The 13,434-nt window shown below is 70.7% G+C and carries 11 protein-coding genes; 7 read left to right on the forward strand and 4 right to left on the reverse strand.

The annotated features are described in order from the left end of the window. The first annotated feature begins 4 nt into the window (after window positions 1-4). Both pflA and ACXJMZ_RS13040 read left to right on the forward strand, forming a co-directional pair. Window positions 5-772: a pyruvate formate-lyase-activating protein gene (gene pflA / locus ACXJMZ_RS13035; RefSeq protein WP_457030175.1), complete on the forward strand. Its 768-nt coding sequence runs from the start codon at window positions 5-7 to the stop codon at window positions 770-772. A gap of 28 nt (window positions 773-800) precedes the next feature. After that, window positions 801-1,595 carry a phosphoribosyl-dephospho-CoA transferase MdcG domain-containing protein gene (locus ACXJMZ_RS13040; RefSeq protein ID WP_457030176.1) on the forward strand — a complete coding sequence of 265 codons (795 nt, stop codon included), beginning with the start codon at window positions 801-803 and terminating at the stop codon, window positions 1,593-1,595. A 28-nt stretch (window positions 1,596-1,623) separates the two neighbouring features. Here the strand turns inward: ACXJMZ_RS13040 and ACXJMZ_RS13045 are convergent, their stop codons facing one another. Beyond that, a complete protein-coding gene (locus ACXJMZ_RS13045; protein ID WP_457030177.1) occupies window positions 1,624-2,064 on the reverse strand; it encodes a nuclear transport factor 2 family protein in 441 nt (146 codons plus the stop codon). A gap of 121 nt (window positions 2,065-2,185) precedes the next feature. On the opposite strand from ACXJMZ_RS13045, the gene ACXJMZ_RS13050 reads away from it, so the two are divergent. Continuing rightward, the gene (locus ACXJMZ_RS13050; protein WP_457030178.1) at window positions 2,186-2,758 is read left to right on the forward strand and encodes a TetR/AcrR family transcriptional regulator; all 573 of its coding nucleotides are present in this window, start codon (window positions 2,186-2,188) and stop codon (window positions 2,756-2,758) included. A 24-nt stretch (window positions 2,759-2,782) separates the two neighbouring features. On the opposite strand, the gene ACXJMZ_RS13055 is transcribed toward ACXJMZ_RS13050, so the two are convergent. Genes ACXJMZ_RS13055 through ACXJMZ_RS13065 form a run of 3 tightly spaced genes read right to left on the reverse strand, consistent with a single transcriptional unit; the run spans window position 2,783 to window position 6,659 of the window. After that, the gene (locus ACXJMZ_RS13055; protein ID WP_457030179.1) at window positions 2,783-4,786 is read right to left on the reverse strand and encodes an ABC transporter ATP-binding protein; all 2,004 of its coding nucleotides are present in this window, start codon (window positions 4,784-4,786) and stop codon (window positions 2,783-2,785) included. Next, a complete protein-coding gene (locus tag ACXJMZ_RS13060) occupies window positions 4,783-5,676 on the reverse strand; it encodes an ABC transporter permease (RefSeq protein WP_457030180.1) in 894 nt (297 codons plus the stop codon). The genes ACXJMZ_RS13055 and ACXJMZ_RS13060 overlap by 4 nt, the downstream gene beginning before the upstream one ends. Continuing rightward, a complete protein-coding gene (locus tag ACXJMZ_RS13065; protein ID WP_457030181.1) occupies window positions 5,676-6,659 on the reverse strand; it encodes an ABC transporter permease in 984 nt (327 codons plus the stop codon). Before ACXJMZ_RS13065 ends, ACXJMZ_RS13060 begins: the two co-directional genes overlap by 1 nt. Before the next feature lie 363 nt (window positions 6,660-7,022). Here ACXJMZ_RS13065 and ACXJMZ_RS13070 point away from each other — a divergent pair, with 363 nt between their 5' ends. The 4 genes from ACXJMZ_RS13070 (at window position 7,023) to ACXJMZ_RS13085 (ending at window position 13,187) form a co-directional block, all read left to right on the forward strand. Next, window positions 7,023-8,723: an ABC transporter family substrate-binding protein gene (locus ACXJMZ_RS13070; protein ID WP_457030182.1), complete on the forward strand. Its 1,701-nt coding sequence runs from the start codon at window positions 7,023-7,025 to the stop codon at window positions 8,721-8,723. Window positions 8,724-9,082: 359 nt separating this feature from the next. Continuing rightward, complete coding sequence (locus ACXJMZ_RS13075; protein ID WP_457030183.1) at window positions 9,083-10,267, forward strand: low temperature requirement protein A; 1,185 nt, start codon at window positions 9,083-9,085, stop codon at window positions 10,265-10,267. Between the two features lie 34 nt (window positions 10,268-10,301). Beyond that, window positions 10,302-10,952: a pentapeptide repeat-containing protein gene (locus tag ACXJMZ_RS13080; RefSeq protein WP_457030184.1), complete on the forward strand. Its 651-nt coding sequence runs from the start codon at window positions 10,302-10,304 to the stop codon at window positions 10,950-10,952. A gap of 171 nt (window positions 10,953-11,123) precedes the next feature. Next, the gene (locus ACXJMZ_RS13085) at window positions 11,124-13,187 is read left to right on the forward strand and encodes a phosphocholine-specific phospholipase C (RefSeq protein ID WP_457030185.1); all 2,064 of its coding nucleotides are present in this window, start codon (window positions 11,124-11,126) and stop codon (window positions 13,185-13,187) included. The last annotated feature ends 247 nt before the right edge of the window (window positions 13,188-13,434 follow it).

Below are 13,434 nucleotides of genomic sequence, written 5' to 3' on the forward strand. Positions count from 1 at the left end.
TGCCATGGCCGTCATGCTCGGCACCGACATCCCGATCGGCGCGCCCGCCGGATCGGTGCACTCCTGGGACCTCTCCACCGGTGTGGACGGCCCCGGCACCCGCTTCGTCACCTTCCTCGCCGGGTGCCCGCTGAACTGCCTGTACTGCCACAACCCCGACACCATGAAGATGCGCAACGGCAAGCGCACCAGTGCCGACGAGGTACTGGCCGAGGCCGCGAAGTACACCACCTTCATCCGGGCCTCCGGCGGCGGCGCCACCATCAGCGGCGGCGAACCGCTGCTCCAACCGGTCTTCGCCGGGGAGCTGTTCCACCGCTTCAAGCACGAACTCGGCCTGCACACCGCCCTGGACACCTCCGGCTTCCTCGGCGCCCGGGCCACCGACGCGCTGCTGGCCGACGTCGACCTGGTGCTGCTGGACATCAAGTCCTGGGACCGGGAGCTCTACCGCAAGGTCACCGGACGGCAGTTGGACCCGACGCTGGACTTCGCCCGGCGGCTGGCCGAGCTCGGCAAGGAGGTCTGGGTGCGCTTCGTCCTGGTGCCAGGACTGACCGACCCGGTGGAGAACGTCGACGGCGTGGCCGGCTTCGCCGCCTCGCTCGGCAACGTCTCCCGGGTCGACGTGCTGCCGTTCCACAAGCTGGGCGCCGCCAAGTACGAGGCCCTGGGCCAGGACTTCGCGCTCGCCGACACCCCCTCCCCGACACCCGAGCAGGTGGCCGCCGCCCGCGCCGTCTTCGCCGGGCACGGCCTGAACGCCATCTGACCATCACTCACGCAGGAGCACGGTAGCCATGACCACCGCAGCACCCCGGCGCCACCGGGACCACGAGCAGGACGAACACCCCGGCCGCCCCCGGCGGGTGGTCGGCCCGGTGCCCGCGATGGACGGCCGGACGCCGACCGCGCACGACCTGCTCCTGCTGCACTGCCCCAGCTCCCTGCGGCAGACGGTCTCCGGCGGCGAACCCCTGCCGGGCTGGGCCCGTACGGTGCTGCGCGGCAACCCGTGGGTGACCGTCCGGCGCGCGCCCGTGCTGGCCGGCTTCGCCCCCGACAGGGTCCGCTGCACCCGGGACGCGTCGGCCGCCCCCGAGTCCTGGGTCCCGGTCTCCCTGCACGGACCTCGCCTCGACCAGCGGGCCACCGGCTACGCCCCTCGGTCGGCCGTCGCGGTCACCCTCAAGCCCGAGCAACTGCCTTGCCGTCTCCCGCAGTTGGATGCCTCCCGACTCCTGCTCCCGGCGCTGGCGGCGCTCCCCGAAGCCGCCGAGGTGGTCGACAGCCACAACCTGAGCTGGGGCCCGATCGGCGCGGTCGGCTGCGAACTCGCCACCGGCGTCCCGGTCACCGCACCGGACAGCCCGCTCCGGCTGCTGCTCCGCAGCCCGCTGCCGTTCAGCCGCCGCGACGCGCTGCTGCTGCGCCGCAAACTCCGCAAACTCCCGGTCTGGGTCGAAGCCGAGCTGGAGACCCGTCACGGCGCCGTCTCCCTCGCCGAGTACTCCACCTCCCCGCAGTCCCTCACCCTCCACACCCCGGACGGCCCCCGCCTGGTCGGCGACCCCTGGTTCCCGCGCGCCGCCTGAGGCGCCTCTCCAGCGGCCCCGCCGAGCGCTACTCGGCCTCCAGTGCCGCCACCAGCCGTGGCAGGGCGCCGCCGGCCACGGCGAGGGCCAGATGGTCGTGGAAATCCCGGCTGCTGACGATCAGTCCGTCGCGGACCCGCAGCACCTGGATGTTGGCGGCCTCGAAGTTCCGCCCGGTCACCCGGTGGTGTACCTGGTAGTTCCATTCGGCGACGATCACCTCCGGGTCGTCGGTCTCCCGGATCACCACATCCTTCGAGGTCAGCTCCATCGGCGAGGCCTCGGAGACCTCCGCGAACCGCGCCGCGAGTGCGGCCCGCCCCTCGAACAGGCGGGGCCCGACCGGCGCGAAGACGGTCTCCACCACGGCATCCTCGGCGTAGAGCTCGGCCAGCTCCGCGAACCGCCCCGCGGTGATGCCCTCGAGCAGCTTCCGGAAGACCTCGCGCGGTGACAGTGAATCGGACATGATCAACCCCCGGTCGGATCGGTCACTAGAATCGGACTAGCGACTCAGGTTACCGACGATACGGACTGGCGACTCCGGTTGTCCAGAGTGACTCCGCCCTCGGCGGAGAAGGGTGGGAGGGATGAACGGCGCTCAGGGACGCCCGCTGCGGGCGGACGCGGCCCGCAACCGGGCCAGGCTGCTGGACGTCGCCACGGAGGTGTTCACCGCCCGCGGCGTCGGTGTGCCGACCGAGGAGATCGCCCGGGCCGCCGGGGTCGGGGTCGGCACGCTGTTCCGGCACTTCCCGACCAAGGAGGCGCTGCTGGAGGCCGTGATGGTGGGCAGGCTGGAGTCGATCGCCGCCCGGACCGCACGGCTGGCTGCCGAGGCCGACCCCGCCGAGGCCTTCTTCGGCTGCTTCCGCCTGGTGATCGACCAGTCCGCGGGCAAGAACGAGTTCGCCCGGGCCCTCGCCGCTGCCGGGGTGGACGCGCACGCGGCGCTGCAGGAGTCCAGCCAGGCGATCCAGGCGCAGCTGGCCGAGCTGCTGACCGGCGCGCAACGGGCCGGGGCGGTCCGCCCGGAGCTGGGCCTGCCGGAGCTGATCGCCCTGCTGGTCGGCACCAGCACGGCGATGGAGCAGCTCGGAGCCGACCCAGCGGCCCGGCAGCGGATCTTCGAGGTGGTCTTCGACGGGCTGCGGCCGCGCTGAACCGGTGGTGCCACGCCTCAGGCCCTAGGCGTGGTGGCAGGCGACCCCGTCCACCAGGGCAGGCGACTCCCCGTCACATCGCGTCTGCCGCGCCGGGTCGAGGGTGGCGTACAGCGGGCAACGGGTGCGGAAGGCGCAGCCCGTACGACGTTCGGTCGGCGAGGGCGGGTCGCCCGGGAGCAGCACCCGGGTGCGGGCCCGTTCGGCTGCCGGGTCAGGGAGGGGCACCGCGGAGAGCAGGGCCTGGGTGTACGGGTGCCGGGGGCGGGCGAAGACCTCGGCCGCCGCGCCGGCTTCGACTGTGCGGCCGAGGTACATCACGCTGATCCGGTCGCAGAGGTGGCGGATCACCGAGAGGTCGTGCGAGACGAAGAGGTAGGCCAGGCCCAGTTCGGCCTTGAGCTGTTGCAGCAGGTTGAGCACGCCTGCCTGTACCGAGACGTCGAGCGCGGAGACCGGTTCGTCCAGCACCAGCAGCCGTGGCTGCACCGCCAGCGCCCGGGCGATCGAGATCCGCTGCCGCTGCCCACCCGAGAACTGGTGCGGGTAGCGCGCGGCGTACGCGGGGTCGAGGCCGACCTGCCGGAGCAGTTCGGGGACCCGACGGTTGATCAGCTCCCGGGCTGCGCCCTGGGCGAGCAACGGTTCGGCGATCACGTCGCCGATCGGCAGCCGGGGGTCGAGGCTGGCCATCGGGTCCTGGAAGACGATCTGCACCTCGCCGCGCAGCCGGTGCGCTCCCGCCCGGTCCAGCTTGGCGGTGTCCTGGCCGAGCAGTTCGACCTGCCCGCCCTCCGGCTTCCCGAGGTTCAGCAGCTCGAACAGGGTCGTCGACTTGCCGGAGCCCGACTCCCCCACCAGGCCGAGCGTCTCGCCCCGGCGGATGTCCAGCTCGACCCCGTCGACGGCGTACACCGAGCCGACCCGGCGCTTGAAGACGGTGCCCTTCAGGACGGGGAACGTCTTGGTCAGCCCGGTCACCCGGAGCACCGGCTCCCGCTCCGCACGGGGCGTCAGGTCGGCGGCGGGCAGCGGCGGTACCGGGTAGACCTCCTCCGGCCGGGGGCGGCGCTCGGCCAGTTCGTCGGCCCGGACGCAGGCGGCCAAGTGGTCACCGGTGCCCGTCAGTTCGGGCTCGGCGGTCCGGCAGCGGTCCTGCACCAGCGGGCAGCGGTCGGCGAACGGGCAGCCGGGCCCGACCGAGCCGAGCGCGGGCGGCTGACCGGGGATCGGCACCAGCGGGCCGCCCTCGGCGTCCAGCCGGGGGACGGCGCCGATCAGGCCGAGGGTGTACGGGTGCCGGGGGTGGGCGAAGAGTTCGTCCACCGGGGCGGTCTCCACCACCCGGCCCGCGTACATCACCGCGACCCGGTCGGCCATCCCGGCGATCACCCCGAGGTCGTGGCTGACCAGCACCAGCGCGGCGCCGGTCTCCCGCTGCGCGGTGCGCAGCACGTCCAGCACCTGGGCCTGGATGGTGACGTCGAGCGCGGTGGTGGGCTCGTCGGCGAGCAGGATGTCGGGGTCGTTGGCGATCGCCATCGCGATCATCGCGCGCTGCCGCATCCCGCCGGAGAACTCGTGCGGGAAGGCGTCGAGCGCCCGGGAAGGATCCGGGATGCCGACCAGATCGAGCAGTTCGGCCGCACGCTTGCGGGCGGCCGCCTTGTCCAGCTTCTGGTGGATCCGGATCGCCTCGACGATCTGGTCGCCGATCCGGTAGACGGGGGTGAAGGCGGAGAGCGGGTCCTGGAAGACCATCGCGACCTTGCGTCCGCGCAGCCCGGCCAGCTCCCGGCCCGGCAGGCCGACCAGTTCCCGGCCCTCCAGCTTCACCGAGCCCCGGACCTGCGCGGTACCGGGCAACAGCCCGAGCACGGCCAGTGCGGTGACCGACTTCCCGGAGCCGGACTCGCCGACGATGCCCAGGGTCTCGCCGCGCCGGAGCGCCAGGTCGACTCCCCGGACGGCCGGCTGGGAGCCGAAGTCCACGGCCAGGTCGGTGACTTCGAGCAGGGCGGGGCTCACGGCCGGCTCCCGGAGGTGGGGTCGAGGGCGTCCCGCAGGCCGTCCCCGATCAGGTTGACGGCGAGCACGAACAGCACCAGCAGCCCGGCCGCGAAGTAGAACAGCCAGGGGAAGACCGGCGCCTCGTTCGTCCCGGCGGCGAGCAGGGTGCCGAGCGAGACGTCGGGGGCACGGACGCCGAAGCCGAAGTAGGAGAGGGCGGCCTCGCTCATCACGGCGCCGCCGACCGCGACGGTGGCGTCGGTGATCAGGAAGGAGGCGACGTTGGGGAGGATGTGCCGCAGGATGATCCGCAGCGGGTGGACGCCCATGAACCGTGCGGCGCGGACGAATTCACGCTCGCGCAGCGAGCGGGTCATCGAGCGGACCACCCGGGCGGTGATCATCCAGTTGAAGGCGGCCAGCAGCACCACGAAGGCGATCCAGCCCGAGCCCTTGAGCCGGGGCGAGATGATGGTGATGATCAGGAAGCTCGGGAAGACCAGCAGCAGGTCGACCAGGAAGGTCAGGCCGCGGTCCGTCCAGCCGCCGAAGTACCCGGCGCAGGCGCCGACCAGCCCGGCCAGCACGGTCGAGAACAGCGCCACCAGCAGCCCGATCACCAGCGACTTCTGCAGCCCTCGGACGGTCTGTGCGAAGACGTCCTGCCCCAGCCCGTTGGTGCCGAACCAGTGGGTGCCGGAGGGTGGTTGGCGCAGCGCCAGATAGTCCGGCGTGGCGTAGTCCCAGGGCGTCAGGAACGGGCCGACGAAGGCCAACAGGAAGAGCAGCAGCACGGTCACGGCGCCGATCAGCACCCCCTTGGCGGCCAGCAGCCGCCCGGTGACCAGGCGCAACCGTCCGGCGGCGACGGGCAGTTCGGCGGTGGGCAGCGGCAGCACGGCAGTCATCAGGACCTGACCCGGGGATCGAGGGCGGCGGTCAGCAGGTCGGCCAGGAAGCCGGACGCCAGCACCACCACCGCGGCGAACAGGTTGACCGCGACCACCGAGTTGATGTCCTGCTCGTTGATCGCCTGGATGAACCACTCCCCCATGCCGTGCCAGCCGAAGATGGTCTCGGTGAAGGCCGCGCCGGTGAAGATGCCCAGGAAGCTGTACGCGAACATGGTGGCCATCGGGATCACTGCCGTCCGCAGCCCGTGCTTGATCAGCGCCCGGTTCCTGGTCAGGCCCTTGGCCTCGGCGGTCCGCAGGTAGTCGGAGCCGAGCACGTCGAGCATGGTGGCGCGCTGGTAGCGGCTGTAGACCGCGATCCCGCCGAGCGCCAACGACAGGGTGGGCAGCAGCAGATGGAGCCCCCAGTCGCCGAGGTGGGCCCCGATCCCGCCGGTCAGCCCCGGGGTCTCGTAGCCGGTGAACGGGATCACCTCGTGGCCGGCCGCGTCCTTGGCGGCGATCGCGCCGTTCTTCAGCAGCAGCGCGAGCAGGAAGACCGGGGTGGAGAGCAGCACGAAGGAGGCCAGCGTGGTGGCCCGGTCTGAGAAGCGGTACTGCCGCACCGCGCCCCAGGCGCCGACCGCCACCCCGAGCACCATGCCGAGCAGGCTGCCGACCAGCAGCAGCCGGAGCGAGACCCAGACCCGGCGGCCGAAGTCCTCGTTCACCGAGGTGTCGTGGATGGTCCGGCCGAGGTCACCGTGCAGCACCAGGCCCTCGGCCCAGGTGCCGAACCGTTCGACCACGGGGGTGCGGTCGTTGATGTTCAGCGCGGTCAGCTGCCGGTCCACCGAGGCCGCGGAGGGCCGGGGCTGCTTGGCCTCGAAGTAGCTCCGGGGCCCGAGCGCGGTGCTGGAGAGGGCGTACGCCAGGAAGACCGCGACGATCAGCAGGATCACGTAGTAGCCGAGACGTTTGGCCAGGTACCGGATCACCCCGCGCCCCCGGTCGGGAGGTTCGTATACCTGGTCGACATGACGAATTGCCTTCGCTGTAGGGGTATTTGACGCAGCTTCGCGCGCAGCAGTTCTACGGCATGGCCGGTCGGCCGTCCAGAGTTCTGACATACACCGCTCAACCCGTTCGGTGAAGCAGCAGGTCAGAGTGTTTCAGTGGGTTGCTGACGGCGCATTGCCGCAGTGTTGCGGCCCGTTTCGATTCGATCAGGTGTGAACACGACCCCCTGGTACGTGAACTGATCCGCTGTTACGTTCTGCTCGGCCGGACACCGACTTGGCTGCCCATGATCAAGCGTCGCCACACCTGGCGGCCACCAACTCTCCCCGGGGGAACCCCTGATGGACACCTTCACCACCGCCCGCGGCCTGCGCCGCGCCGCTGTCCTCGCCATCGCGCTGGCGCTGGCCGTCACCGGGTGCAGCTCAACAGGCTCGGGCTCCGGTGACGTGGCCAAGAACGTGGTGCCGACCCAGGACGCCGAGGACAACAACCCGCAACCGCTGGACAGAATCAAGGACGGCGGCGAGTTCCGCCCACCGCTCCAGCAGTGGATCACCCAGTGGAACCCGTACCAGGTGGACGGCCGGTACGGCGACGCGGTCGAGATCATGTACTACACCCAGGCCAAGCTGTTCCGCACCGATGCCAAGGGCGTCTTCCAGCCGGTGCCGGAGTACCTGACCTCGGCCGAGGTCACCTCCAAGTCGCCGCAGGTGGTCACCTACAAGATCAACCCGAAGGCCAAGTGGTCGGACGGCAAGCAGATCGGCGCGCAGGACTTCAAGGCGGTCTGGGAGTCCACCAACGGCAAGAACCCGGCGTACAACATCGCCGACTCCTCCGGCTACGAGCAGATCTCCTCGGTCGAGCAGGGCGCCGACGCCCAGGAGGTCAAGGTCACCTTCGACAAGCCGTACGCGGACTGGCAGAACCTGTTCAACCCGCTGATCCCGGCGGCCGGCATCGCCACCCCGGAGGCGTTCAACGAGGGCTGGATCGAGAAGGTGCCGGTCTGGGGCGGGCCGTTCAAGGTCGGCACCATCGACAAGACCGCGCAGACCATCACCCTGGTGCCCAACCCGGAATGGTGGGGTCCGAAGCCCAAGCTGGACAAGATCACCTATCGGGCGCTGGCCAGCCCGGCGATCACCCAGGCCTTCCTGAACAACGAGGTGGACTACGCCTCGGCGGGCACCGCCACCGCGTACGGCCAGCTCAAGGACGCCAAGGACGGCGTGATCAGGACCGGCACGCCGTGGGACGAGGTGCACATCTCCTTCGGTGGCAACGGGCCGCTGGCCGACAAGTCGCTCCGGCAGGCGCTCGGTCTGGCGCTGGACCGGGCCGCGCTGATCAAGATCGTCAACCAGGGCGTGCCGGTGGAGTTCAAGCCGCTCGGCAACCACCTCTTCATGACCAACCAGAGCGGCTACCAGGACAACTCCGGCGACTGGGCCAAGTTCAACGTCCCGGGCGCCAAGGAGCTGCTGGACAAGGCGGGTTGGAAGGAAGCAACGGCCGGCCAGCCACGCACCAAGGACGGGCAGCCGCTGGAGCTGCACTACGTGCTCAGCGACGGCTCCGCCCAGGCCCAGATCGACATGGCCACCGCTGTGCAGAACATGCTCCAGCAGGTGGGCGTCAAGCTCACCGTCGACAAGGTGCCGAGCAAGGAGTACTTCGCCAAGTACGTCAACCAGGGCAAGTTCGACCTGGCCAGCTGGCGCAACACCGACTCCTTCCCGCTCTCCGCGGCTGTGCCCAACTTCCGTGCCCCGCAGGGCGACAACGTGTTCGGCAACTACTCCAGGCTGGCCACTCCGGAGATCGACGAGCTGCTGCGCACCGCTACCGCCACCCTCGACCCGGCCGAGGCGGCCAAGCTCTACAACAAGGCCGACGCGCAGATCTGGGAGCTCGGCCACACCTACGAGCTGTACCAGCGGCCGAGCATCCTGGCGGTCCGCAAGGGCCTGGCCAACTTCGGTGCGGGCAGCCTGGCAAGTACCGACATCACCAAGGTCGGCTGGGAGAAGTGACGTCCTGAACGGAACGGAGTGACGGACGCCAGACGGCACTGACGAGCAGCGCGGTGATCACGAGACCGGCGGCACGGGCAAGCGGCTGACCCGCCCCCGTGTACCGCCACCGGCCTTGACCTTCCGCGTTGCTCGCAGACCGCCCGCGTCGTCCTTGCACTGCCGAGGAATCTATCCGGTCGAAACCGGACACGCCGAACAGCACCGGCGGGGCACGCCCGGGGACCCGGCCCCTGTCACCCGGTTCGCGCACTGCGTCGTCAACTCTCGCTGACGGCAGGACAGAACGGCGTCAGTCGGATGTACGGCGTGCCGCAGTGGTACGTGCGCCACAGGTGACGGACTGCCAGGATCGGGGTATGACCAGCAGCGAGGCCGTCCCGACCGAACCGCCGCCGTTCCGCCGGATGGCACCCCGGAGCAAGGGTGAGGTCCATCGGGCCGCCACGCCCCTGGAGCTGTTCTTCGACCTCTGCTTCGTGGTCGCGGTCGCCCAGGCCGGGTCCCAGCTGGCCCACGATCTGGCGGCGGGTCACCTCGGTCACGGGCTCTACAGCTACGCGTTCGCGTTCTTCGCGATCTGGTGGGCCTGGATGAACTTCAGCTGGTTCGCCTCCGCGTACGACGTGGACGACGTGCCGTACCGGCTGACCACGCTGGTGCAGATCACCGGGGTGCTGATCCTGGCCGCCGGGGTGCCCCGGATCTTCGCCGACCAGGACCTCACGCTCTCGGTGGTCGGCTACGTGGTGATGCGCCTGGCCATGGTCACCCAGTGGCTGCGCGCGGCCGCCTGCGAGAGCGGCGGCGCACGCACCATGGCGCTGCGCTACGCGGCCGGCATCACCCTCTGCCAACTCGGCTGGGGTCTGGTGCTGCTGGTGCCGGAGAGCGCCCTGCCCTGGGTGCTGCCGCTCGGCATCGTGGCCGAGCTCTCGGTGCCCGCGCTGGCCGAGCTGCACACCCAGAGCAGCTGGCACCCGGAGCACATCGCCGAACGGTACGGCCTGTTCACCCTGATCGTGCTCGGTGAGACGGTCTCCGCCGCCACCCTGGCGATGCAGGCCGCGCTCGACGAGCACGAGGCGCTGACCGAGTTGATCCCGCTCGCGGCCGGCGGCATCCTGATCTGCTTCGCCGCCTGGTGGATCTACTTCGCCCGGCCGGTGCACCACATCCTCACCTCCAACCGGCGGTCCTTCCTCTGGGGTTACGGCCACTACCTGGTGCTCGGCTCGGCCGCCGCGATCGGCGCCGGTCTCGAGGTCGCGATCGAGTACGCGACCGGCGAGGCGCACATCGGCGCGGCGGCGGCCACCGCCGCCGTCACCGTGCCGACCGCGCTCTACCTGTTCACCGTCTGGCTGCTGCACGCCCGGCACTCCAAGCGCGGCCCGGCCCAGCTGTTGCTGCTCCCGGTCGCCTCGGTGGCCGTACTGGCCTGCACGCTGCTCGGCGAGTCGGGCGTCCTGGCGGCCGGGCTGCTCTGCGCGGCGACGGTGGCCGTGGGCGTCGCGCTGCACTCCCGTCAGCCCCGGATGTGAGACTGGCCGGGCCCCCTACCTCCTGGAGCCCCGCATGCCCGCCGTCCCCGACCAGCTCGCCGACCTGCCGTACGCGCACCTGCTCACCCCGCACACCGGGCCGCTCCGGACCGACGAGCGGTATGACACCGTGCACTTCGACGGCGGCCCGTACGAGGGGCAGGCCGGCGGCGCGAGCTTCCTGGAGTGTGCCTTCACCGGCGTCGAGCTGACCGGGATGCGGTTGCGGCAGGCCCGGTTCAACGACGTCTGGGTGCAGGGCAGCCGCTGGATCGCGGTGGACTGCGTGGAGAGCGAGTGGCAGGACGCCGGCTTCGTCTCCACCGTGCTGGCCGGGCTGACCGCGTACGGCTCGGCGGTGCGCCGGGTGGTGTTCCGCCAGTGCAAGCTGGAGGCGGTCAACCTGCGCGGCGCGACCCTGCGCGACGTGGTGTTCGAGGACTGCCTGCTCCGCGACGTGGACCTCGGCGGCGCCAAGCTCACCGACGTCTCCTTCCCCGGCTCCACCCTGGAGGAGGTCCGGCTGGCGGGGGCCACGCTCCGCAAGGTCGACCTGCGCGGCGCACTCCGGCTCGGCCTGCCGGACGGACCGGACGGACTGCGCGGTGCACTGCTGGGCAGCTCCCAACTCTTCGAGCTGGCGCCGCAGTTCGCCCAGGCGCTGGGGATCACCGTCCGGGACTGATCCCCGGCCGTTCATCCGGCCTTCGTTCCGCGAACCCGCGTTGAACAATCCAACAAGCCTTGATGCAAAGTCCTGGACCAACGCCGAGACCTGCACAAAGATGCCGCCTGAACGGTGTCGTGGACACAACGTGTGTGCACAACATCGCTACCGAAGGGACGGGCAGGCGGGATGTCCGAGCTGAGTCGTAGGAAGTTCATGGCACTGTCGGCGAGCGCGGCGGCCGGAGCGGCGGTGGCGGGTTCGGCCACCGTGGCCGGAGGTACGGCCGAGGCGGTCACGCTCGGTCTGGACGCGACCGGGACGATCACCGACGCGAAGCACATCGTCGTGCTGATGCAGGAGAACCGCAGCTTCGACCACTACTTCGGCATGCTCAAGGGCGTCCGGGGCTTCGCCGACCGGGCCGCGATCCAGATACCCGGCGGGCACAGCGTCTTCAACCAGCCGAACGGCACCGGCCGCCAGTACCCGTGGTCGTTCAGCGCCACCAACCCGGCCGGCGGCCAGACCCCGGAGCGGCTGGCCCAGTGCAACGGCGACCTGGCGCACTCCTGGAACGACCAGCACAGCGCCTGGAACACCGGCAAGATGGACAACTGGGTGGCCGCCAAGGCCAGTGTCCGGGCGCTCGGCTACCTGAACCGCAAGGACATCCCGTTCCACTACGCGCTGGCCGACAACTGGACGGTCTGCGACGCGTACTTCAGCTCCACCCTGAGCGCCACCGGACCGAACCGGACCTTCCACTGGAGCGGCCAGATCGACCCGGACGGCAAGGCGGGCGGGCCGGCCTACAACGGCGGTGACGAGTCCGGCCTGCGCTGGCAGACCTACGCCGAGGCGCTGGAGAACGCCGGGGTGAGCTGGAAGCTCTACCAGAACGCCGCCGACAACTACGGCGACAACGCCCTGGCCTACTTCAAGCAGTTCACCGACGCCCCGGCCGGCAGCCCGCTCAAGGTCAAGGGCATGGGCTCGGTGCCCAGGGTCACTGGGAAGACCCCGGAGGACATCGCCGCCGCGATCCGCGCCGACGTGCTGAACGGCACGCTGCCGCAGGTCTCCTGGATCGTCGCCGACGAAGCCTCCTCCGAGCACCCGTACGCGCCGCCGAACGACGGCGCGCACTTCGTGCACCTGGTGATGGACGCGCTGAACGCCGACCCGGCGGTCTTCAACTCCACCGTGATGTTCCTGAACTACGACGAGAACGACGGCTTCTTCGACCACGTCCCGCCGCCGGTGCCGGTGACCGGCACCGCCGGGGAGTTCTACAACGGCCAGCCGATCGGCCTCGGCTTCCGGGTCCCGATGGTGGCCATCTCGCCCTGGAGCCGCGGCGGTTGGGTGAGCTCCGAGGTCTTCGACCACACCTCGGTGCTGCGCTTCCTGGAGACCTGGACGGCCGCCCTGGGCAAGCCCGCCACCTGTCCGAACATCAGCGCCTGGCGGCGCAAGGTCACCGGCGACCTGACCGGCGCCTTCGACTTCGCCCAGCCGGTGTACGGGATGCCCGCACTGCCGGACACCTCCTTCGTGATCGGCCAGTCCACCTGCGGCCCGCTGCCCAACCCCGCGCCGACCAACAACGCCCTGCCGCTGCAGGAGGCCGGCACCCGCCCGGCCCGCGCGCTGCCGTACCAGCCGAACGCCAACCTGGACCACCTGGAGTTCGGCTCGGGCGGCGTGATGAAGGTCTGGATCAAGATGGCCAACGAGGGTGCGGTGGCGACCAGTTCGGCCCACTTCGCGGCCTACGCGAACGCCTATCGCAGTGGCGGTCCGTGGCAGTACACCATCGACCCGGGTGGCAGCAGCAGCGACTTCTTCAACTGCGGCACCAACTTCGGCAACGGCCCGTACGACCTGAGCGTGACCGGCCCGAACCGCTTCCTGCGCCGCTTCAAGGGCGACGCCACCAAGGCCGGCAAGACGGTCACCGTGACCGCCTCGTACGCCAACGCGCCGGACACCGGCAAGACCGCACTCTGGTTCCGGCTGGCCAACGCGGGCACCGCCGCGGTGACCTTCACCGTCACCCCGAACAACTACCGGGCGGACGGCCCCTGGACGTACACCGTGCAGCCCGGTGGCAACACCAGCGACTACTTCAACGCCGTGGCCTACCAGAACGGTTGGTACGACTTCACGGTCACGGTCAGCTCCGACCCGAGCTGGTCGCAGCGGTTCACCGGGCACATCGAGACCGGCGCGCCGAGCATCTCCGGCTGAGACCAGGGCCGGGCCGGCTGGAGCCGGCCCAGCGCGTAACGCCTGGGCCATGTCCGCTCAGCTCGCCGACCAGCCGCTGGTGCCCCGGATGCGTCCGGACCGGCCCGAGGCCACCGGCGCACGGGCCGAAAGTCCGCACCGAGCAGGTCCAGGTCCGCAGCACGGCCGGCGAGTGGGTCACCGTCTGCTCGTACGACGATCCAGAACCCACCTGCGGGGTGGCCGCGCTCCTGCTCGGGCGCGCAGG

This window comes from Kitasatospora sp. P5_F3, assembly GCF_054049135.1.